The organism is Sphingomonas sp. QA11 (assembly GCF_028473665.1).
Taxonomy (GTDB): domain Bacteria; phylum Pseudomonadota; class Alphaproteobacteria; order Sphingomonadales; family Sphingomonadaceae; genus Sphingomonas; species Sphingomonas phytovorans.
Genome location: NZ_CP098774.1, coordinates 3,978,103 through 3,999,855 on the forward strand (window position 1 = coordinate 3,978,103; position 21,753 = coordinate 3,999,855).

The 21,753-nt window shown below is 65.3% G+C and carries 15 protein-coding genes; 3 read left to right on the plus strand and 12 right to left on the minus strand.

The features are described 5' to 3' along the window. Positions 1-40: 40 nt before the first annotated feature. From NDN01_RS18215 to NDN01_RS18225, 3 genes are all read right to left on the minus strand, one after another. Complete coding sequence (locus NDN01_RS18215; protein WP_272623154.1) at positions 41-304, minus strand: GntR family transcriptional regulator; 264 nt, start codon at positions 302-304, stop codon at positions 41-43. A gap of 12 nt (positions 305-316) precedes the next feature. Then, a complete protein-coding gene (locus tag NDN01_RS18220; RefSeq protein ID WP_272623155.1) occupies positions 317-727 on the minus strand; it encodes a transcriptional regulator in 411 nt (136 codons plus the stop codon). A 147-nt stretch (positions 728-874) separates the two neighbouring features. Next, complete coding sequence (locus tag NDN01_RS18225; RefSeq protein WP_272623156.1) at positions 875-1,312, minus strand: hypothetical protein; 438 nt, start codon at positions 1,310-1,312, stop codon at positions 875-877. 339 nt (positions 1,313-1,651) lie between these two features. Here NDN01_RS18225 and NDN01_RS18230 point away from each other — a divergent pair, with 339 nt between their 5' ends. Both NDN01_RS18230 and NDN01_RS18235 read left to right on the plus strand, forming a co-directional pair. Continuing rightward, entirely contained in the window at positions 1,652-1,933 is a 282-nt protein-coding gene (locus NDN01_RS18230) for a transcriptional regulator domain-containing protein (protein ID WP_272623157.1), read from the plus strand. A 61-nt stretch (positions 1,934-1,994) separates the two neighbouring features. After that, positions 1,995-2,495, plus strand: a complete 501-nt coding sequence (locus NDN01_RS18235) for a DNA -binding domain-containing protein (protein WP_272623158.1) — start codon at positions 1,995-1,997, stop codon at positions 2,493-2,495. A 99-nt stretch (positions 2,496-2,594) separates the two neighbouring features. Here NDN01_RS18235 and NDN01_RS18240 read toward each other — a convergent pair whose 3' ends face one another. Further along, positions 2,595-2,864: a hypothetical protein gene (locus tag NDN01_RS18240; RefSeq protein WP_272623159.1), complete on the minus strand. Its 270-nt coding sequence runs from the start codon at positions 2,862-2,864 to the stop codon at positions 2,595-2,597. Positions 2,865-3,136: 272 nt separating this feature from the next. On the opposite strand from NDN01_RS18240, the gene NDN01_RS26010 reads away from it, so the two are divergent. Continuing rightward, a complete protein-coding gene (locus NDN01_RS26010) occupies positions 3,137-3,442 on the plus strand; it encodes a transposase (protein ID WP_443025139.1) in 306 nt (101 codons plus the stop codon). 219 nt (positions 3,443-3,661) lie between these two features. On the opposite strand, the gene NDN01_RS18245 is transcribed toward NDN01_RS26010, so the two are convergent. From NDN01_RS18245 to NDN01_RS18280, 8 genes are all read right to left on the minus strand, one after another. Then, positions 3,662-4,159, minus strand: a complete 498-nt coding sequence (locus NDN01_RS18245; protein ID WP_272623160.1) for a hypothetical protein — start codon at positions 4,157-4,159, stop codon at positions 3,662-3,664. Next, entirely contained in the window at positions 4,156-4,374 is a 219-nt protein-coding gene (locus NDN01_RS18250) for a hypothetical protein (RefSeq protein ID WP_272623161.1), read from the minus strand. The genes NDN01_RS18245 and NDN01_RS18250 overlap by 4 nt, the downstream gene beginning before the upstream one ends. A gap of 22 nt (positions 4,375-4,396) precedes the next feature. After that, positions 4,397-4,999 carry an OmpH family outer membrane protein gene (locus tag NDN01_RS18255; protein ID WP_272623162.1) on the minus strand — a complete coding sequence of 201 codons (603 nt, stop codon included), beginning with the start codon at positions 4,997-4,999 and terminating at the stop codon, positions 4,397-4,399. A 3-nt stretch (positions 5,000-5,002) separates the two neighbouring features. Then, positions 5,003-6,184, minus strand: a complete 1,182-nt coding sequence (locus NDN01_RS18260; protein ID WP_272623163.1) for a TIGR03032 family protein — start codon at positions 6,182-6,184, stop codon at positions 5,003-5,005. 38 nt (positions 6,185-6,222) lie between these two features. Then, on the minus strand, positions 6,223-6,960 hold the full coding sequence (locus NDN01_RS18265; RefSeq protein WP_443025140.1) for a SapC family protein: 738 nt from the start codon (positions 6,958-6,960) through the stop codon (positions 6,223-6,225). A 112-nt stretch (positions 6,961-7,072) separates the two neighbouring features. Further along, the gene (locus NDN01_RS18270) at positions 7,073-19,330 is read right to left on the minus strand and encodes a filamentous haemagglutinin family protein (RefSeq protein WP_272623165.1); all 12,258 of its coding nucleotides are present in this window, start codon (positions 19,328-19,330) and stop codon (positions 7,073-7,075) included. Positions 19,331-19,380: 50 nt separating this feature from the next. Beyond that, entirely contained in the window at positions 19,381-19,767 is a 387-nt protein-coding gene (locus tag NDN01_RS18275) for a hypothetical protein (protein ID WP_272623166.1), read from the minus strand. A 140-nt stretch (positions 19,768-19,907) separates the two neighbouring features. Beyond that, on the minus strand, positions 19,908-21,713 hold the full coding sequence (locus NDN01_RS18280) for a putative porin (RefSeq protein WP_272623167.1): 1,806 nt from the start codon (positions 21,711-21,713) through the stop codon (positions 19,908-19,910). Positions 21,714-21,753 lie beyond the last annotated feature (40 nt).

Consider the following 21,753-nt stretch of genomic DNA (forward strand, 5'->3'; position numbering starts at 1 on the left):
CACCGCGATCCCGATCATGACGGCCGAATCTGCTGCCCGGCTAACGTGTCGAGGGGTATCCGACGATGTCGCCATCAAGCGGGATTGTGTTGCGCCTTGGTGTCGGGGTCGTCCCGCGGTGCCGGTTCGAGAAGTTCCTCGCCGACGAGACGCCGGGCGCCGTCGCGAAGCGGTGCGATCGAAATATATGCTCCACGGCAATGGCCCGCTCGACAAGTATCTCTCCGGGTTTGAACCGGCCGGCGACGAGGTCGGCCTTGAGCAGGTGATAGGCCCGGCCTGCGATCACGGCTTCAGGTGCCATGGCAGGGGGCCTTCACCGCGCGCGGGGGCTATACAGCCCCGCCCGTGCGCTCAACCGCGACGCGGCCGCTTCCTGATGGCGGCCCACGACATCGAGCATTTCGCATTCGAGATCCCAGAGATCGTCTTGCAGCAACAGTTCACGCGGTACGGCCATCTTGTGCTCCGTTGCGAGCAGAGGAATGAACAAATGCGGCGTCGCCATATCCAGCGCGTGCGCGCAGCGGATATGATCCTCGAGCATCGACGTGGTGACGCCGCCCTCGATCTCGCGCAGCCAGCGTTCGCTGCGCGTGATGACCTGCGCCAGGCGCGATTGCGAGACCCTGTCCCTGCGGCGTCGCCGCTCGATGAGCTTTCCTGAGAGCTCCTTTATGAACGCGAAAACTTCACCCTCAGTCTTTTGCGGACTTTGGAGCGTCATCTGCCGGTCTCCCTAGCAGCGGCTCAAAGATCCAAACGCACGGCCCGATGGAACATTGTTGCACAAAAATCTTATGGTCAATTGGCTATTGGTCGCGCGAACAAGAGTAATTTCGCGCCATCGCCAGTAATAGTCGCGTGCATGCGACTAATTCTGTCGCTGCGCGCGCGGCCTTCCAATCTCCTCGGCCACGCCATCGTGCAACACCAGCAGCTCGCGGTCCGCGCGTTCCTCCAGCGCCATCAAGGCGGCGAGGAAGATCTTCCAGACCTGCGGCGCCGCATAGACCTGCTGACTTGCCACAACCCGCGCGATCACGTCCTCGACGCGCCCGGCGAGCGCGGGCGATGTCCCGACATAACGAATGATCCGACCGCCATAGCGCTCGAGCTCGGGGTCAAGAAGGCAGGCCGCAATCTCTTCCGTCGCGCAGCGTCCCAGCCCTACAACCGCGACATATAATGTTGTGCCATGCGGCAGGAGATCGACCACCAGACGGCACAGGCGGACGTGGACGCGCAGAAACAGCTGAATGCCGTCAGCCGAGAATTGGAGCTTGTAGGCGCGGGATCGCGTGACTGCCATGAGCGCTCTTTCGCTTCTTGCAAGAAAACCGAATCCGCGACCGTCGTTTCGACCCTGATATCATCGCGTGGTGGTTTATCGTCTCTTCGCTTTGCCACGAACACATCACGAAACCGGAAATACACTTCCGATCTACGGAAATCCATTTCCAATAACCGGCAACACACTGCCCCAAAACGGAAGTGTATTTCCCCGCCCCTTGCGGGACCTCACCGAGTGCCGCCATCCCCGCCGCGTCACCATGACGAAGCCAGGACGAACCCGGCAAAGGGTTGGGTCGCGCCTCGCCAAATTGCCGTCCCGGGAGTCCCTTTTCGGACAGACAGGAGAAGTGTGGACATGGCCAGGACGCCCTCTGCCCGCGCGGACGCGCTCGCCGCCTCCGGGACAGGGGTTACGCGCCGGGTCGAGGCATCGGCGCAAGCCACGTTTCCCGGCGATCGGTCGCACGACCCGGCCGCCCGCGAAGCGGTCGCCCGGTTCGGTCGGTCGGCATTGGCCTGGGAAATTCTCCGCCGCAATCCTCTCTATCGGGCCGATGCGGATCGCGAACGATCGGCCCACGGCCCCGGCGCTGCCTCGCCCGCTTTCGTCGCGCGCTGGGGGCTGCACTTTCGCTGAGGATCCAGCGCACTCCTGCGCCTCGGTGCGACCGGTCTGGTCCCGGGCCGCCGATCCGCGCGTGCTCGCGGTGCGCGCCACGCCGCTGGCCGCGCGGGAGCACGGATTGGCCGCGTACCCCTTCGACCGTGATCTTTTCCCCGGCCACCTTCTCGTCTATGACGGGCAGGAGCATGTCCGCATCGATCGTCCCGCCGGAGTGATCAGGCTCGATGTCGTGAGCGGTAGCCTGCGCGCCGGCCCGGTCACTCTGACGTTCGAGATCGCCTATGACGATCGGTTGGCGATCCAGCTTTCCGCGCTGCGCGATTTCGAAATGGCCATTTCAAGAGACGGCGCGGGTTCGCCCGGCCCCGAGCGGCTTCCGGGATTGCTCGCCGCGCTGCAGGCGGTCGATGCTCACGCCGCCGGGGCGCGCCTGCGCACCATCGCCGACCTGCTCCTTGGCGAGGGCGATTGGCCCGGGGACGGGGAGTATCGCAAATCCCGCGTACGGCGCATACTTGCCGTCGGTGAGCAATTGCTGCGCGCCGGACCGTTGCCGATCCTCGCAATGCGGTGAGATCCTCTCTCTGAGTCAGGCACAATCTCAACAGTGAAACGCTGGCCGTCGAAGCGTCCGGTCGACGCCCAGATGCCGGATTAGACGGCGTGGACAAATTCAGCGAAGCGCTTCTATGCTTACCAGCTTGAGGTCGCCGTCGAAGGGCTCGACGTATGCGCAGATGTTGTCCGAGAACGCGTCCATCAGATTGAGCCCTTCGGGGTCATAGTCGTTCTCGGCGACCAGCCTCAGCTTACCGTCCACAAAGGTGCAGGTGACGTTGTGTTCGTGCGGATAGTGAAGCCGAAACGCTTCGGTGATATCGCGCGCCGCTTCGTCTCCCGCTGCGGCGGGAACATCATGGCATTCCAAAGTGATGCGATACATGTGTCGATGCTCCGGGCTTTGCGAACCTATCGGGAAACAGGGCTGACGGGGAAGTCGAAATGATTGACGAGGCGTCAGGGGATTGATTCACGACTGCTTTTTGGGAGGTAGGCGTGAGCAGGGGTGATCTCACTGAAGCAGAATGGCGGGTTCTGAAGAGGTTGTTGCCCATCGAGCCTGAGAACCGTGGCTGAGGCAGGCCGCCCGAGCAGAACCGCTCAATTATCAACGGCATCCTGTCGCGGCTCCGCTGAGTCGCTCCATGGTGCGACGTGCCGCCCAAATATGGCAGTTGGAACACCATCTATCGCCGGTTCCGGCGATGGAGCGAAGCCGGAGTCTGGGAGACCGTTGCCGTGACGTTGGCCGAGATCATGGCGGACAGCGGCCATTGCAGCATCGACAGTACCACGGTTCGCGCCCACGTCTCGGCAGCGGGCGGAAAAGGGCGGCTCATCGACGCGCTCTTGGCCGCTCGCGGGGCGGGTTCACCAGTACACTTCACTGCCTGGCTGATGCCCTTGGAAGACCAATCGCCTTCAAGGACAGGCTACGGAATCGGGTACCTGACGGCCTGATCGGACGGCGGTCTACACCGCCCAAATCGTCGGCACGACACCGGAGCGCGCGCGAATGAACAGTTTTACGCCCAACCCCCGCTCCAGCGTGGCGACCCCGCGCGCAAGGCTCGTTGATCGACCCCAAGCGCCAGAGCTACCGGCGAGAAGCCGCCATGGTCAGCCGCGATAATGGCGCAATGGACTTGGTAAAGGTCGATCATCGACTGGCGCTGGCGGCTACTGGTAGCGCAAGCCGATGGTCATGGCGGCGGGCGCCGGCGACGGCACGGGACGCGGTGCCGGTTTGATCCGAATGGAGAGTCTGAGCGGGAGCAACATGGCTTTGGGCGGCGCGGCGGACAGGTCCAGTCCGACCAGCAACGCATCCAGATCATCATTCGGCTGGCTCTGCGCGAACAGGCCGTGATCGATCCGCGTCACCTTGCCCTTGCTATTGATCCAGAAGGCGATCTTCAAGACCGCGCCATCGCCCTTTCCCGCCTCGGGCAACTGGTCGAGATAGTTGTGCAGGCGCACGGCGATCGGATCGTCGCTGGCCAGCCGTGCCTGCACGGCGTCGGAGACATGCCCCGCATAGGCGATCCACGCGGCCGGGGCCTGACCCGCCCCAACTTGTCGTGCCTCCGCATCCCCCGTCACGCCCAGCGCGGCGAGCATGCCGCCCAGGCCGGGCAGCAGACGGATTAGCCGATGCGCGCGACGCCCCCGGGTCATGCCCGAGCCTCCATCATTGGGGGAACGGCTGCAGCGCCGCAAGCCGCACTTGGCAAATAGGTCGTCAGACGCACACCCGTGAACAATCGCTGATGCTGGTCAATGATCTCGACCGCATGAGCATGGATCAGCCCGCAGACATACAAGGCGGCGATGGCGGTGAGCAGAACGCCGCCCGCGAACCCGATAGCCATAAACACGATCGCTGACAGCATGATTTGGTTCCTCGTTCTGGCGTTACGGCTTCGCCGCCGGCTGGACCGGCAACGTCTCGCGGTTGAAGCTGATGGTGGTGACCTTCGCATCGAGACCCCGCACCACGTCGGCGGTAAGGTCGTTTGCGAGATTGCCGCCGAGCACCGAATTGCGGTCGACCAGCAGGCCGCATTTGCGCTGCGTATAGACCTGGGCGATCACCGGCTGGGCATAGTCCGCGATCGTCGCCATCGCCTTCTCGCGGGTAGCCTCGATTTCGCGACCACGAAGCTGCGCCTTGGCCTGCACTGCCCGGAGGCGGGGCTGAAGCATCTGTTCGCGCTGGGAGCGCTGCGCGGGAGTCAGTTTGGCAACCTCCGCCTGAAACGCCTGGAGATCGGCGTCGAGCGGCTTGCGCTCGGCCGCGACCTCGGCTTGTGCGTCACCGGCAAGCTGCTGGAGCCGTGCGGTAGCTGCCTTGCCGACGGCAGCATTGATGAAGATCGCCTCGCGCGAGAGCATACACAGGCCCGGAATAGCCGTGCCCCCCAACGGCGCTGCCGCCGGTGCAGAGCCCTGCTGCGCCGAGGCAGGAATAGCAGCGACGAAAGTGGCAACGGAAACAGCGGCAGTGATTATCTTCATCGGTCAGTCTTTCACAGGCGTGGGATGGGAGGCCCAATCCGCGGACGGCGCGGAGTTGGCAGTGGTGGAGAACGCTTCGTCCTCGGGCGGCACATCGTCGTCCTCGGGGTTGCCACTGGGGCCGAGCTTGCGTTCCCAGAAACCGCCCTTGATGGTCATGAACGAGGGTTGCCGGGCCCAGAGTTCGGGCGCGAGGATCTCGGCGCGGCGCACATCGGGCAGTAGTTGAAGGTCGAAGATTTCGTCGGTGCCGGTCTGAAACTCGAGCACGCCGAGGATGCGGCCCGACCGCGGCTCGACCGCCGCGACGCCCGCCATCAAACCCTCGGCTCGATCCTCGATCGGCAGGCCCTGCGGCCCGCGCTTCTGGCGCAGTTTCGACAGACCGACGAACAGGATGCCCTTGTACGCCGCAAGCCCATGCGTGAACCCCGGCAGCGTCGCCACGGTGCACGTCGCGCCCGACGCGGGATCGACTTCGAGCAACAGGCCCTTGCCGCCTTCGAGCACATAGAGTTTGCCGTCGATGACGCGCGGCGAGTGCGGCATGGACAGCCCCTCGCAGACCACGCGGCCGGTCGCGACCTCCATGAGAAGCCCGCCATCCGCCATGCCGGCGCGCCAGCCACCGGGCTCGGTACTCCGACCCAGCATGGTGACATAGCTAACCTTGCCATCGGCGAACGCCATGCCGTTCAGATGGCAGCAGTCCTGGCTGGTGAGACCGTCGAGGAAAGGCGGCTGCCAGATCGGCGTGAAGTTGAAGAAACCGTCGATCACGGAAATGCAGTTGAACCGCGTGTTGACGGTGAGCACGATATTCTTGTCGAACACCATGTCGTGCAGGTCGCAATACGCCGTGTGGAAACTGACCCGCGGCACGAAAATCGCGTCGTAATGATCGGGCCTGTCAGGATAGAGCGGCGCGAGCGTTGGCTCATTGGCGAAGATGGTGACATCGCGTGTGGTAGCGATGGCAAGCCGGTTGCCGCCGACCGCCAGTCCCATCGTGCGCGGGAGCAGGCAGGCAGCGAGCGTCGGCTTGCCGTCGGTCACGCCGAGCAGCGCCACGCCTGAAGGACGGCGCGACAGAGCCAGCGAACAGCCCAGCGTCTCCAGCACGTGGAGAAACTGGCCATGGTCCTGAAGATCGACCAGCGCTGGCCGATCGATCTCCGTTGGCATTTCAGCCGACGACCCGGTCTCGGAGGACGGCGCCGACGTCACGTTCCGGTCTTCATCGGCGCAGTGGTCGGCGCAGCGCCGGCGGCAACCGCATCGTGCGCGGCCAGCGCTTCCAGTGGCTGACTTGCCGCACCCGCCAGCGCCAGCAGGTCGCGAAAACGCGCCAGCGAAGCGAGATGGTAATGAACCAGCGCCAGCCAGCCTTTGCGATGCCAGTCGGAGACCACATCGTCCGGCAACGCGGCGAACTTCGCCGCATCGACGACGCGGAAGCCCTGGACGTTGAAGGGCGTGCCGTCCGACAATGTCCCATGCGCCTGCTGATCGACCAGCAGGTCGGCCGTCACCAGCGCGGCGCAGAAGGCGCGCGTCTCGATCTGGCTCGCCTGGAGTGCGGCGGAGAAGGCGAGCGCGTCGCGGGTGAATTGGCTGGGTTCATCCCCCGTAAACAGCGCGACAAGTCCGTCGCCTCCCTCCGGAGACGATACGATCCGGTCGGAGGCCATATCGACGCCGAGCGCAAGCTGCGCACCGCCCACAGTCTCGATGAACACGAACGGATAGCGGCGAACATAGGCAGGAATATAGCGCCCTTCGGCCCAAACACCCTCGGTCACGAACGCATTGTCCTTGCCCAGGCCCAGCACCGCCGCCGGGTGAACGGGATTGCCGACGAAAACAATCGGACAAGTCCCCTGCGCCTCGATGAACTCCGCCGTCATCAGCGGCACCGCGTTGGTCACCCCAGAGAAGGTGAAGTCACGTTCACCCTTCAAATGTAGGTCGCGGTGCGCTTGGGCCGTCAAAATTCGGGGAGACCCGTAGAAGAGCGGCAAAGGCCCGGAAGCATCATGGTCGGTCACGGATAGAACTCCTGGGAATTACGACTCAATTGTCACTGTCGGGACCGAAGCCGTCGATCGTCACGATAAAGATGGATGGCTGATCATTGCGACGGGCCTGTTGCATCGCTTCGGCTGCCTGCGTTGCCGCAGCCGCGGCGGAGTTGGAGGCTGCGAGATTGGCGGACACATTCACCGCATTGGTCGGCACGCCGATGGTCTGTCCCTGGACCTGGGCGTTGGCAGCGTTGACGACATATTGCGCCGCCACGATCAGATTGCCGGAGGAGCGCACGCCCGCCGCCCCGAAGTCCACCGTGCCGCGCGGCGCGATCAGTTCGACACTCGCCGAGGCCGCGCCGGGAAGGGTCTGAAGCGTGGCGATGCCGGCACCGCTGACCTGCCCGCGTGCGTCCAGCGTGCAGTAGAAGTCGGTGCTGCAAACATAGATCGGCGGCGGCACGTCCGTCGTGGTCTTGGCGCCCTTGCCCGCGTTGACGTCGCCGTTCGACGACCAGATGGTGATCGCCCCGCCCTGCTCGGTGAAGATGCGGCTTTGGGCGAGCAACAGGCTGGTGTCGGTGAAGATGTCGATCGCTCCCTGTTCCAGGGTCAGGACGCCTTGGGTGGACGTGGCTTTCCCGGTTGGCGGCGGCGCGGCATTGCCCCCCACCAGGGCGCCGCCGCCGGGTCCCATGATGTTGACGTTGCCGCCCTGCTGAGTCTGGATCGTGCTGCTGCGGATATCGAGATTGCCGGTCGAGACCGGAGTAAGAGCCCCTTGCGCACCGCCGTTGAGGCTATTGGCGGTATAGCCCAGCGACGCGGGGAACAACGTGTTGATCGCCTGATAGCCCCGGGCATATTGGTGGAAATAGGGGCTCGATGGATCGTTGTAATCAGCGCCAACTTCGCGCAGCACCGAGGCCAGAATCTGGCGATTGAAGCGCTGCTGGGCCGCGGCGGGCAGCGCCTGGAACTGAGCCCATGCCTGACCCGTCGTGAGCGTGATCGAAGGTTTGTCCTTGACCAGCCCGGTGTCGATGCCGGCTCCCTCACCCCAGGCTTCCATAAAGGCTACCAGCGCATTCTGCACCGCAGGGGTGGTCACTGCCGGATCAACATAGGCTGCGATGAAGCCCGCATTGTCCACGCCCTTGGCGACCCCGAAAATCACATCGACGTCCGCGCCCTCCTGCGGAAGGTACGGATTGTTGGCGTTGCCGACCGCGACGATGCCGGTCGCGGTGGAAAGGGCGCCGCCAAGGCCGGCCTTGTTAGCGTTCGCCACCGACGTTGGTGTCAGGCCCAGCGTGTTGACCAGTCTGATGTCGCGTCCGGCCTCCACGTCGAACGCGCCGGGGCCGCCGATGTCGAGCGTGTTCATTCTCGGCGTGCCGGCGATGCTGATCAGCGGCCTGATCGAAGCAATGTCCCTGCCGGCGACGATGCGGGTGATGTCGTCCTGGCGCAGGTTCTGCCCGAGGAAATCGAGGTTGATGATGTCCTGGCCGGCATAGATCAGCGCCGGCTTGTCGACGGCGACGGTTAGGAAGCGGTCGTAGAAACCGGCGGACTGGCCGCTTGTCTCGTTGATGCCATCCACGATGCTGCCGTTCAGGGCGTAGAGACGCACCGGCTGGGCGTCGGCGGCGTGCAGTGGCGTCGCGGAATGGTCGATCAACGCTGCGGAGGTGAGGTTGAAATCGAACACACCCTGCGCCTGACCCAGGTTGATCGGCATCGGGCTAAGCGGTGACGGCAAAGCCGACGGCGCCGCGTCGATCAATCCGAGTTGCAGATCGGCCGGGTTCGTGCCGCCGCTTGACAGGTTGATCGACTGGTTGGCGATCAGGCTGAGCTGACCGGTGGCGGACGGATAGAGTTCGCCCGCCCGTTCGACCGCGATGCTGCCGTTAAAGGCGGTCAGCGCGACTGTCGCTGGCAGGATATTGCTATCATCGCTGTTTGCGGTCCCCGGGGAGTTGGCGCCGAGCAAAGCGCGGCTGGCCAAGCTGTTCAACGTGACGTCGCCGGTCGTAGCCGCGATATTGACGGTCGATGCGCCCGAATAGCTCTGGGCGTCGGCGAGCCACGGTATGTTTTGCGTCCCGTAACCGTAGAGCAGAGATGAACCCTGGAGATAGGACGGGTTGACGACCGCGCCGATGTCCGCGCCCTGACGCGCGGTGACGGTCAGCACGCCATCCTGCAAGGCAAGGATCGTCGAGACTTCGGGCGCGGCCTGGCCCAGGAACTGTGCCGGGGTGGTCAGGCCGCCCGAGGCGATCTGGCCGCCGGCGGTGATCGTTCCCATTCCTTTCGCCACGAAATAGCTGCCGGCCAGGATGTCGCCGCCAGCGATCACGGACAGGTCGCCGCCGCCAACCGTGTTCACCGTCGCGCCATTGTTCGACAGATACCAACTCGTCGGCAGGGATACGGAAAGGTTCTGGATATTGCCGCCTGCAGAGATGGCGATATTGCCGCCAACGCTCATGATCCCCTGGTCGAAGGCCCCGAAATTGATCGAGGACTGAGTGACCTGGCCGTTAGAGCGGAGATTGCCGGTCTGCATCCACTGAAACCAGAACTGGCTGGTTGCGAGGCCTTGTGCACTGGTGGGCTGCACATTCTCGACTCCGAGGATGTCGTTGCCGGCGTCGATGCTGATGTCGCCCGCGGCATTCGGATTGGCGGCGTTGGTCGCCAGCACATCGGAAACGCCTAAGCCATGGCTGGTGACGATGCTGGTTGATGTTCCCACCGGCGCTCCCTCCGCTGGTGCGCCCGCCGTATAGATCACGCCCGGCGCAGTCTGGTCGAGCAGGCTGACATCCTGAGCGGAGGCGATCACGATAGAGCCGGTGCCGGTCCGGATCATGGTAGGCACATTGATCGTCTGCCCAGCGGACACGGATGGGAAAGTCGTATGTCCTTCCAGGGTCACGTTGCCACCGCCCACACCAGCCGCGACGAGTTGCACCGCCATGGGGTCGGCAGCGCCGAAAACCGCGCCCGCCGCGAAGCGGTACGACGCGCTGGCACCGCCCGACAGGCCGGCGGACAGCAGCGGTGCGGGGTTGGCGGCCGTCGCCGCGGGCGAAGGGCTGTTGTCCATCGGAGCCGGCGAGGAGATCACTATCTGCGTTCCGGCGGGAATCACCGGGTCGGGCTGAGCCTCCGGTGGTGACAGCGGCACGATATAGGGCAGAAGGCCGTGCTGGCCAGCCTTCACCGCCGCTGCAATTGCGCTGTCTACATAGGAATTGTAGGTGGCGAGATAGACCAGATAGGTCTTTGGATCCGCCGCCTGTTGCGCGGCTGTTGGCGGCGTCGGCACGGCCTGGGCGCCAGGATTGACGCCCCAATAATATGCGTTGGCGTTCTGCCTGCTCTTGTAGGCCTGGTTTATGTTCGTCGCTGGCCCGTAAGAGGGGGCCGGAGTCACCGACGTCACCGGAATCGGAGCCAGCAGGGTATTTTCATACGCTTGATAGAGCGCGTAATATTGCTGCACCTGTTGCGGATCACCGCCGGTCAACTGGACCGGGGGCGGTACGAGGTTTTTGGCAAAGCCGATCCCGTTCGGACCATAATAGCTGAGCCCATATCCGTAGCTCTGATAGGTGCCCGATGGATTCGTCCAACCGGTATAGACCGATCCGAAGTCGGTCAGTGGCGGCGCGGTTATGATCTGCGACGGGGCGCCCAGGGGATTGGCGATCTGGAAAAACCCATCCGACAGGCTCGCCTTGGCCTGGAAGTCATTCTCGGCCTTGAAGGTGATCGTCGGCGCCTGGCCATTGAAGCGATAGGCGAGCTGGGTCGGCGACGTGCCCGCGCCGAGGTTCCAGTTGGTCAGCACAGTGATGTTGCCGCCGTTGACGGCGGGATCGGGGTTGTCGAGTTCGATCCCCGGCGTGACGGCGAAGTTCTGGATGTTAGCGAAGCGTGCCTTGACCGCGGCGTCGATCGGCAGGTTCTCGACGAAGCCCATCAGCGTGCCCGCGCCCTGGGTTTGATCGCCGTTCACATAACCGTAAAAGGTCTGATGATCGGCGTTCGCGGCAGTTGGCGTGAAGTAGTCTTTGGTTAGATAGTTTGCGAGCTGATCCGCGCTCGGATTGGACAGCGTATTGCCGCTCTGATCTGTCCAGGTCCCGGCGACCATCGTACCATCGGCGTTGTACCAGCCGGCGGGATCGACCAGCCCATCGAAATGCTTGCCCGCCCCGTAAGTAATTGGATCATCGGTCGACCATGTCGCAAAGGCTTCCAGCGTGGTGGCGCGCGAGCCCTTGACCGTGGCGGTCGGCGAGACGGTGACATTGACGTCGCCGTTCGCAAGCAGCGGCGTCCGGAAGTTGACCGTGCCGCCGGAGAGTCCGCCGGCCGTGCCGCCCGACACGTCGATCAGCGCATGGTCGCCGAGCCGGATCGCGCCGGAGTTCGCCGCCGAGACCAGCTCATAACCATAAGTGGGATCGAGTTGAACGACGCCGCTGGCGATGTCGGCATTGCCCACCGTACCGATCTCGACCGTGCCGCCACGCGTCGTGGCGCTGGAGCCGGTGGCGAGTAGCGAGCCTTCAAGATCGACCCCGCTCTTGCCGTAGAGGGCGATGGTCCCGCCCTTGACGCCCGAGGCGTTGATGGCACCGGCGATGAGGATATTGCCGCCGGTCGGGTCCTGCCCGCCCGCGCCGCCATCGGCGGTGAGCGCGACGCTCGTCGCCTTGATCGTGCTACCGGTCGACAACGTCAGGTTGCCGGCGCGGCTGTGGACGGTGATGGTGTTGTTGACGCCGCTCGACGCCAGCAGCGTGGCAAGATTGTCGAGATCGACCGCGCCGCCGGTGTCGAAGCTGAGCGACCCACCCGTATAGCCGGTCGCGGCGTTGCCCTTGATCGTACCGGCGAGCTGGACGGCCTGGGCCGGCCCCGACAGCGACAGGCTGCCCGCCGCACCGCCGCCAGACGCCCCGGAGAAGTCGAGCGTCGCGCCGGATTGGACGTCGAGAACGCCGGTGTCGGCGGTCAGATGAATATAGCCGCCGGGCGCGTATTGCACGGTGTCATAGAAGGTCTTGGCGACGCCCGCTGAACTCAAGATCGATCCCGATCCTATGGTGAGATCGCCAGTTGTCGCCGCCAGGCTGAGATTGCCAGCCGGCGCGGAAAGGTCCGCGCCGTTGACCGCGATCGAGCCGCCGGTGAGGCTGAGCGCGCCGCCGATGGGCGTCAGGCTCAGCGCCGTGCCGATACCCTTCGCGAGCGTCAAGCTTCCGGTGGTGGAGAGCGAGGCCGCTGAACCGGTATCGGCGAGGAAGACCGGCGCGGTCAGGGTCGTGTTCGCCCCGCCCATGTCGAAGGAACCCTTTCCCTGTCCAACAATGCCGCCGGTCGCCGTTATCGCTACCGCACCAAAGCCGGCCAGCGCCTTGGCGCCGGCACCGAGATCGATCTCGCTCGCATTGACAGTGAGGCTGCCGGGGTTCGAAGCGACGGGCGCGCCTGTCGTCGGCGCGCCGAGATCGTTGGTGAAGGCGATCTGCGTGCCCGAAAGGATGACATGGCCGTCACCGACAAAGTGGCCGGCGGAGAGATCGACCGCCTGACCGAAGCCGAGGCTCACATCGCCGTCGAAGACAATGTCGCCGAAACTGCGCAGGTCGACCTGTTTGGCGCTGGCGAACTGGGCAAGCCCATTGGGTCCGACCACGAAGCCCGACAGACCGGCGGGATTGGCACTGCTCGTGAAAGTGATGGCGGGCGCGTCGACCGCGATGTTCGCGCCCGCGAAGCTCGCAGCCGGGTCGAAGCTCAGATTACCCGAGGAATCGAGCGTCAGGGCCGCGCCGCCGTCGATCGAGACGCCCGAGGACACGGTGAGCAGCCCTTGGGGATTGGGACCGGCATTGGTCCGGGTGACGCCGACCTGGGTTCCGTTGGATACGCGCAGCAGCGCGCCATCGCCGCTGTGGGTGGCGTCGCCGAGGATCAAGGTCTGCTCACCGCTGGCGGGCAGGCTGCCCTTGGCGGCGATGACGCTGCCCGACTGGACCCACAGACCGTTGGCGGCGTTGGGATCGGCCCCGGTCGGATCGCTCTTGGCGACGAGAAGGACCTCGGGGCCGGTCAGCGGATCGGCGGCGTCGGTGGAGACCACGATGCTGTTGGAGACGACGTCGATCGCCGTCCCGGCGCTGGTCTGGCTGCGCACGCCGCCGATCAGCAGGCTGCCGGCGCCAAGCGCGTCCAGGTCCGCGGCCGATATCTGCAGATAGCCGGCGAGCGCCTGCTCGCCCGAGCCGATGATCTGGATATCCCGCGAGGCGATATCGACCTGCGCCGCCGCGCCGTTCTTGCCCGGCGTGGTGTCGAGCGCGGCGCCGAGGCTGAGCGCGCCGGTGGCAGCGAGCACGAGTTGGCCCGCATCGCGCGGCAGCGCCGGCGTCGCGATTCCCGCCGCGACGGCGTGGCTCGCGAAATAGCTGTCGGCGGTGGTCAGGGTATATTGCGAGGACTTGCCCCAGACGGCGGCGGATTGGACGTCGAACAACGCCGGCGTCGCCGACCGCGCGCCGGTGAGCGCATCCGCAAAATAGCCCGCGACGACATTGGTCCCGTCCGCCAGCTTTGTGCTCTGGCCCGCAGCGGCCGTGGCGCTGTTCTCGACGACGCGGAACGCGCCGGGGAGCGTCGCATATTTGGCGGGGAGCAGCGTGTAGACGCCGGCCGGCAGGCCTGGCACGCCGGAGAGATAGACCGCCTTGCCGGCGAGATCGCCCGACCCCGCCTGTCCGACGCCGAGGCTGGTGCTGTAACCTTGGCTCGCCGGGTCAGGCTGCTGGGCAAACACCGGGTCATAAGCCGCGACCGGGGCGGAATAGCCGGGCACGACCGCATAGACGTTGCGGGCGTCGGGATAGAGCGGTGTGGTGGTGCCGGTCGTGCTGGTCGCATAGCTGATGCTGTATTGCGAGAGCAGGTCGCGGGTACCGCCGGTGCCGGGGATCCATTCCTCCGCCTGCAGTGTGCCACCACCCGACAGATCAACGGTGGCGCCCTTGTCGAGGCTGACCGCCTGACCGTTCAACGTCACGATCTTCGACGGCGGCGCAGCGAGCGTCGGGGCCGTGCCGTTGAGTATGGCGGGATAGGTCCAGTTGGTCCCATCGGTGGTCACACCATAAGGAAGCGTCGCATTACCCGCCGACACCGAGGTCACACTGCCTGCGGTCAGCGTCACGCCGTTGGTCGCGACCAGCGGTACATTGCCGAACGCGGCCTGGGTGGCGGTGCTGGTCGGATCGCCGACGCCCAATGTGATGCTGCCGAAGGGCGCGCGGATCGTGCCGCCCTGGACGATGGTGGTCGCATCGACCAGCAGCGCCCCCCCCGCCGACAGCGGCGTGGAGGAGGCGCCGTTCGACGCGAAGATGATGGTCGTCGGGTTGGGCCCTGCGGCGACGAGCGCGAAGCTTTCGCCGCTTGCCGGATAGAGATCGGCGGCGCTGAGTGTCAGATTGCCGGAGGTCAGCAGCACGCCGGGCATGAGTGTCGCGCCGGTAGCAGGGACATTGGTGGTCGACAGGCGGGTGTCGCCGCTGCTGGTCAGGTTGGACTGGCCGAAATTGCCGAGCGCCACCTGGTTGGAGATGTCGAGGAAGCCCGCGTTGACCGATAGGGTGGCATCGCCGACCATCGCCGCGGTGCTGAGCTTGGACACGCCCTGATACCAGTTCGGGCCGGCGAGCGCGACATAGGGGGCGGTGATGGAAACGACCGCCCCGCCGGTGCTGGTGGTCCCGGCGGCAAGCGTCGGGATCGCGGGCGTGCCGGCGGGCAGCGCGAGAATCTCGGGCGCATTGATGATGACCGCCCGGCCCAGATCGAGGCTGACGTCGCCAGCGAAGGCGACCGTCGGATTGACGCCCGGGTTGGCCGAGGTTCCGCCCAGCACAAGGGTCGATATCCCCGAACCGTCAAGCCGGTCGGCGGAGAAGAGGATCGCGCCCGGTTGGGCGGGATTGATCGCATCGCCCGGCGCGAGACCGGCCGGGACCAGGCTGCCGCTCTGCTGGAGGATCAGACCGGTCGCGCCGACCGCGCCGCCCGTCTGTCCCTTGAAGGTCGAGGCGGCATTATTGGCGACGGTCTCGGGCAAAAGGGTGAGTGTACCGCCTTCGGCTTGCGACGCCCCGGCAGCACCCTTCAGCGTACCGTCGAAGTAGAGGCCGCCGCCGGCGCCCAGCGTGATGGCGCCGGCGTTGCTCCAGACCGCTTGGGGCGTATAGCGGGTGACTCCGCCCGCGCCGATGGACGGTGCGTCGAATGTCGCCGACGTCCCCGAGATGTTGATGACCGATCCAGCTTCGGCGACGACCGAGCCGGTCGCATCGGACAGTGTCACCACACCCCCGGCGAGCACCTTGCCGACGGTCGGCACGGTCAGGGCACCGTCAATATTGACCGGGCTGGCATAAGGGTCGGTTATCGCGACGCCGGAGACGTCGAGGAGCGCGTTGGAGCCGAGCCACACCGCCTTGTCTTGGGCGGTGAAATCAGGGCCGCTCAGCCCGGCGGCCTTGGCGTAGTTGCTATAGGTGTCGCCGGTCAGGGTGATGGCGCCGCCAGGTGCGCGGATCGCGCCGAGGACGGTGACGCCGTCGGACCCGCCCAAAGTGACGGACGCCCCCGCATCGGCATCGATGAGCGCGCCCGCGCCCAGCGTCACCTTGCCGGTGACGCCGGCATAGTGCGGGAGCAGGCCGCCGAAGTTCAGCCACGCGACATCGCCGCCAGCGGTCAAGGTCAGGCTGGTGGCCTGGCGATGGTAGGGATCGAGTGCGCCCAGGCTGGTGAGGCCCCCGGTCGCGAGGCTGACGCCTGTGGGCGCGCTTGCGAGCGCGGTCAGGTCGGGGATCAGGGTCTGCTGAGTGAGGCGCACCTGGGCGCCATCGGCGACTTTCGCGTCGTAAAGCGCGTTGATCTGATAGGCGCCAAAGCCTTGCGTGGCGAAGAAGTCGGACGACAGCACGACATCCCAGGCAGGCGCGCTGGAAACATCGCCGCCGATCTGGAAGCCCAGCGCCTGCAAGGTGAGCGTGCCGCCGCCGGAGAAGCCGGCGCTGCGGATCGTCCCGTCCATCACCAGCGTGCCCGTGGTCGGCTGCGACGGCGGGTTGACCGAGCCGAAGGCGTCGGTCGGATGGAAATTCCAGGTGCTGAGGGTGACGCTGCCGCCCAGGCCTTCCGGCACGCCGTTCTTCGTCAGAAGGCCGCCCGCCAGCAACACGCCGCCACTGGAGACGTCGATCAGGCTGCCCCGCTCGAGGTCTATGGTGGCGCCGAGGCCCGCCGACAGGCTGACGCTGCCACCGTTCACGAAGGCGTCGGCGCCGGGCGCGGTCAAGAGATCGCTATCATTGACCCAGAGGCCGGCGGTGCTGAGCACCCCGCTCGTTCCGACGGTGATCGAGCCTGGATTGTAATTCTGCGCTGGTCCGACCACGGAGGTGTCGACGCTGTCGGTCTCGAGGTTGATCGTGCCGGCGGGCGCGATCAGGCTGCCCAGCACGGTGATGTTGCCGCCATAGGGCGCCTTGTAGGTGATCGATCCGCCCGGCTGCACGCTCAGCGTCGCGCCCTGCGCCACCACCAGGTCCCGCCCGCGCCCGACCGGCGCCAAGGGATTGATTTTGACATTGGCGAAGCCGCCGGCGTTCAGCATGTCGGCGGGGATGGTCTCCCACAGAAAGACATTATTCGGATCGCTGGAGGCAAGCGTCCCTAGCGCGGTGGCGTTGAACGTCGTCGAGATGTCGAAGTTCGACGCATATTGAGAGAACGTCGGCGCGCTGTTCTGGATGATGATCGAGGTCGTCGTGCCGATCGTGGCGGCGCTGCCGCCATAGAATTGGCCGATGCCGGAACTGAGCAGCGCCGAACCGTCGCCGAAATCGAACGTGCCGCCGGTGGGGAGATAACTGCCGCCCGGCACCGTACCGGACGGTGCACTTCCCGCCGCGACCTGATTGATCCCGGCGACGGCGTGGGCGGACATGGTCCCGTCGAGCACGACGGCCTTTTCGCCATAGATGGTGAGCGTGCCGGCATTGCCGCCCGCCACGCTCGCAGGACGGTAGGTGGCGGCGGTCGCGAGCAGGGGATTATAATAGCTGTCGGTCACGCCCCAGCGGTTGTGATCGACGGCGGTGACACCGGCGATACCGATATAAATGTCGTTGGGATCGGCGTCGCCGATCGCCGTCATATTGCCAGCCAGATCAACCAGCCGCGTCGTCTGGACCGCGCCCGCCAGATAATGGACATAGCCACCGTCGAGATTGAGCATCGAACCCGAGGCAGTGAGCACCTCGTTGCCGGCAAGCGTGATGGAGCCGGCGTTGACCAGGAGTTGATCGATCTTGCGTGGAATGAGCTGGGCGTAGCCCGAGGCGTTGAGGATCGGGCTGCCGACCCAGGATTTGCCGTCGGCGGTCGTGCCGGCAAGCGTCGTGTCGATGACGATGTTCTGCAGGCCGAGCAACGCTATCTGGTCGGGGTCGTCGGCGATTTCGTTCTGGGTGATGATCTTGATCGTCGCCAAGGCGGCGCTCGCCGAGAGCTGCACGTCGGTCAAACCAGCAACGTCGATAGTGGCGCCGGTATCGACCAGGATGCGGCCCTCCACCGCGTTCAGCCCTTTCTCGAAATTGGGGGCCGGGCCAGCGGCGGTGGTGGTCATGGCGGCGACGGTCACCGCGGCGCCCGGCGCTTCCAGCAACGAGCCATTGTGGAACCAGACGGCACCCCCCGTGATGCCGATGCTGCCTGGCGTGAAAGTCGCGGCCGGCGAGGAAGTCGCGGTCTCGCCATCCTCCTCCGGCAGGCTGGCGGTCAGCGAACCGGCTCCGAAGGTAACCAGGCCGATCCGGTTGGGTGATCCGGTGCTGGGTCCCACCAGCGATTCGTCCACCGCGGAGATGACGATGCTGCCCGGATAGCTCACCCCCGTAGTGACCTCGACCACGCCGTTCTGGTCGACATTGGTGCCGAGCAGATTGATCGTGCCACGCGCGGCCTGGATGATGCCGGTATTGGTCAGCGTGGAGATCGGCGTCCCGTCGCTGTTATCGGGATTGATCACCTGTCCGGTGATCTTGGGCAGCAGAATCGATGAGCCGCTGGCGACATTGCGCCAGAAGCCGACACCGGCGCCGGCCGCCAGGATCGCCTGACCGCCGGGCGTGCTGATCTGGCCAGCGTTGTCGACGTTCGTCCCGGCGATAAGCACATAGCCGCCATTGCCCTGCGAACCGTTGGCATGCGTGCTGATCTGGGCACCCGATTGGATGACCACGTCGCCGGGGGCTTCGTAAGCGGTTGCCGCCGCCCCTGTGATCTGACCGCCAACACCCAGCACAAGATTATTAAAACCTGTTCCGCCCGTGGACTCAGGCGCGGCGATACCTGTGTTGAGGAAGGTTATGTTGGAACTGGCGATAGCCTGATCATAGGCGGCGGTTCCGGGGGTGAGGCCGGAGATATTCTCCCCGAGGAACGATAGCGAGGAGACCACCAGCGAGTGGGTGTTCACCTGCGAGGTGCCGCCGAAGAGGATACCGTTGCGATTGATGAGATAGACCGAGCCTTCGGCCTTGATCTGGCCGAGGATCTGGGAGGGTTTGCCTGAGGGGTCGACGATGCGGTTGAGGGCGACCCAGTTGTTGGCGCCGTTGGTCTGGGTCCCCCCGGTCTGGTCGAAATGGACAATGGTATCCTTCCCGACATTGAAGCTGTCCCAGGTCAGGATCGCCTTGCTCGCGGTCTGACCGATGGTGACGGTGGTGGTGCCATCGGCGTTTTTCGTTTCGGTCGCAGCGTTGGCGTTCTGCCACAGCGCGGGATCGCCGGAGAGGGCGGCAACGGGCGCAAGGCCGCCAGCGGTGAGACCGTTCGGGACATTGCTCGTGGAGGTCACCGCGCGCGCCTGAGCCTGGGCGGCGAGCTGGCCGCGCAGCACGGTGAGCGCGGCGTTGAAGTCGGTAACCGATTTCTGTGCCTGAGCGGCGGCTTGGGCAGGATCGACGCCGGGGATGACGACACGCGGCCCGTTCCCGCTCGAACCCGCTCCGCCACTCGCTCCAGGCGTCACCGGGATGGAGCCGGTACCGAGCGTTGCGCGCACGCCCGAGAGCGTCTGGCCGAGCGCCGGATGCGCCACGAGAAGGGTCAGGAGGCTGGCGCCCGAAAGGAGGGCGCGCTTGGCGCTGATCGACGGAACCTGGGACATGGCGAACGAAAACCCCCGTTGAATTCTGTTGGCGTGCGGGTCGAACCGGCTCATCGCGGTCGGGGACCCGGCATGACTGGACTGGTGAAGACCGGTGCCGGCGGCCGATAGGGCGTCGCCGATTTCCCGAAATTGCGCCCCACGCGCTGCGCGGTGGCGCTGAAACTGAACGTGCCGACCTTGCTCGGCACGTTGGCCCGGGAGGTGGTGTCACCGGCCGCGGACGGCGCGACCTGGCCGCTTTTGGCGGCGGTCTGCAATTCCCGGTTGAGGCAGGACAGATCCGGCCCACCGCCAGGCTTCGGCGGGGACACGACCCGCGCCTTCTCGTCAGGTACGGGGCAGTTCGACTGTGGCCGGCTGCCGGTGACGACGATATCGGTTCCGGGCGCCACCGCTGGTAAATCCTGCGCGGCAACCGACGTGGCACCGAACATGAGCGCAAACGGCAAGGCGTGGCGGAGCGGGACGATCGCAAGGGACCGCGACCATTCCGCCCCGCTAATCAGCGGACAGCGCACGGTAACATGCCACAGAGAAGGGAGTGAACTGGACATGGTCCGCACCGCCCCGCCGATCAGAAGTGCACGTTGAGATCGGCCTGCACCAGGTCGATCTTGAGGGGCGGCCCGAACACTTCCTGGCCACTCATCCAGCGCAGGCCAAACGACGTGTTGCGGAACACTCCATATTCACCGCCGATCGTCCAGCCGCGGGCGTTTGTGCCGCCCTGATGGAAATCCTGGTCGGTGAACGCGTCGAGCAGCGCGTCTGGCTGGATGTAGCGATAGGAGCCGGTGATCTGCCAGTCGCCGAACTTCACGATTCTGGACGAACCCAATGTCGCACGGACCATCCAGGCGTCGCCGCCCGACTTGAAGCAACCGACCGCGATACCGCCCGCCGGGCAGCTTTCGACATTGTTGATGATCTGCGAGGCTTTTTGCGTCGCATTGTAGCCACGCGCGAGGATCTCGCTCGCATTATAGGCGAGGTTCCTCGAATAGTGGCCGGTAAGGTCGAGCCTGAGATCGTCGCTCAAATCATAGGTCAGCGCGCCCGAGGCATCAAGCACGCGGAACCTCGACGCCAGTCCGAAATATTGCGGGATCGCCTGGTTGGTCGGATCGGTCGTGGTCAGGTCGCGGATTGCGAACAGGGTATTGCCCGCCTGCTGGTAGCCGGGTCTCGAACTGTCGGTAAGGCAGTAGGCTGAGGTGTTGTAACAGGCCGGCGACAGCCGCCCGGCAACATTGCTGTAGACATAATAGGCACCGTCAAGCTCGGCCGTGAGCTTGCTCGTCGCCTGCCAGGAGAGCCCCGCCTGTCCGGCGAACAGCCATTTGGTGGCGGTACCGTTGCCGGTTTTGGCGACGCTGGTCTGGGGATCGTCGTCGGGGGCGTAATCGAGCGGGAAGGCGCCGCCGGCGATGAAGCCGCTCAAGCCCCCCCCAAACCGACGGCTGTAGCTCAAGGCCGCCCCATCGAGGTTGACGTCCTTGTCCCAGACCAGTTCGGTCAGGTGGAACGGGTTGGCCATGCGGCCGAGAAACAGATGGGCGTCCTCGCCCTTGAAGGGATGGATGTCGACATAGGCGCGGTCGAGCCAGATACCCTTGTCGGTAAAATAGCCGCCGAGGTTCTGGTTGGTCGAATCCGGGTTGTTCTGCATGCCGGTCGCCAGCCGCCCGTAGAAGGTGATTTGCGGCGCGATGGTCGCCTCGATGCCCAGCCGCGCGCGGATGCGCAGATAGTTGCGGTTCGCGGTCGTATTGCGAATTGGGGGCTGGTTGGCCGGATCGTTGAAATCGGCCGGCTTGCCGGAGTTGATCGTGCCGATATTGAGGAAATCGGTGGCGTTGCCCTTGTCGAAGAGATGCGCCTCGTCACGGAAGCGGAAGTCACCTGATATCTTGATGCCGCGGACCCAGTCGGGCATCGCGTCGGGGGCGACCAGGCCCTGGGTTTTGGCATCGGCGAGGACTTCGTTCCTGACCTCTTCCCTGATCTGATCGCGGACGAACTGCGGCACGTAGCGCACACTGGTCCCCGGTTGCGCGGAGGCGGGCGAGGCCGCCGCGACAGCGGTTTGGGCGCTGGTCTGGGCGGTTTGCGCGGCCTGCATGGCGGCCTTCACCTGATCGGCCTGGGTTTGCGCCTGGGCGATCATCGTATCGGCTTCGGCGCGGCCGAGAATGCCCTTCTTCACCAGCGCATTGACGAGGTTGATGGTCGGATTGTCCGACGGCGCCGCGGCGTCCTGGGCAAGCGCGGGCGTCGCGGTCAGCGCAGTTGCACCGAGCAGGGCGGCAACCAGCGCCCTGGAAACGATCGGGTTGCTCGAGACGAACCGCTTGATGCGATGGAAAGGAAGCGAAGACATGGAACGAAATTCCCCTTTGGCGCGGGCGCCGTGATGTGAT

Excerpts from the sequence above, each read along its gene's own strand:
- NDN01_RS18215 (WP_272623154.1), bottom strand. The coding sequence starts at position 304 with ATGGCACCTGAAGCCGTGATCGCAGGCCGGGCCTATCACCTGCTCAAG.
- NDN01_RS18220 (WP_272623155.1), bottom strand. The coding sequence starts at position 727 with ATGACGCTCCAAAGTCCGCAAAAGACTGAGGGTGAAGTTTTCGCGTTC.
- NDN01_RS18225 (WP_272623156.1), bottom strand. The coding sequence starts at position 1,312 with ATGGCAGTCACGCGATCCCGCGCCTACAAGCTCCAATTCTCGGCTGAC.
- NDN01_RS18230 (WP_272623157.1), top strand. The coding sequence starts at position 1,652 with ATGGCCAGGACGCCCTCTGCCCGCGCGGACGCGCTCGCCGCCTCCGGG.
- NDN01_RS18240 (WP_272623159.1), bottom strand. The coding sequence starts at position 2,864 with ATGTATCGCATCACTTTGGAATGCCATGATGTTCCCGCCGCAGCGGGA.
- NDN01_RS18245 (WP_272623160.1), bottom strand. The coding sequence starts at position 4,159 with ATGACCCGGGGGCGTCGCGCGCATCGGCTAATCCGTCTGCTGCCCGGC.
- NDN01_RS18250 (WP_272623161.1), bottom strand. The coding sequence starts at position 4,374 with ATGCTGTCAGCGATCGTGTTTATGGCTATCGGGTTCGCGGGCGGCGTT.
- NDN01_RS18255 (WP_272623162.1), bottom strand. The coding sequence starts at position 4,999 with ATGAAGATAATCACTGCCGCTGTTTCCGTTGCCACTTTCGTCGCTGCT.
- NDN01_RS18260 (WP_272623163.1), bottom strand. The coding sequence starts at position 6,184 with ATGCCAACGGAGATCGATCGGCCAGCGCTGGTCGATCTTCAGGACCAT.
- NDN01_RS18270 (WP_272623165.1), bottom strand. The coding sequence starts at position 19,330 with ATGTCCCAGGTTCCGTCGATCAGCGCCAAGCGCGCCCTCCTTTCGGGC.
- NDN01_RS18275 (WP_272623166.1), bottom strand. The coding sequence starts at position 19,767 with ATGTTCGGTGCCACGTCGGTTGCCGCGCAGGATTTACCAGCGGTGGCG.
- NDN01_RS18280 (WP_272623167.1), bottom strand. The coding sequence starts at position 21,713 with ATGTCTTCGCTTCCTTTCCATCGCATCAAGCGGTTCGTCTCGAGCAAC.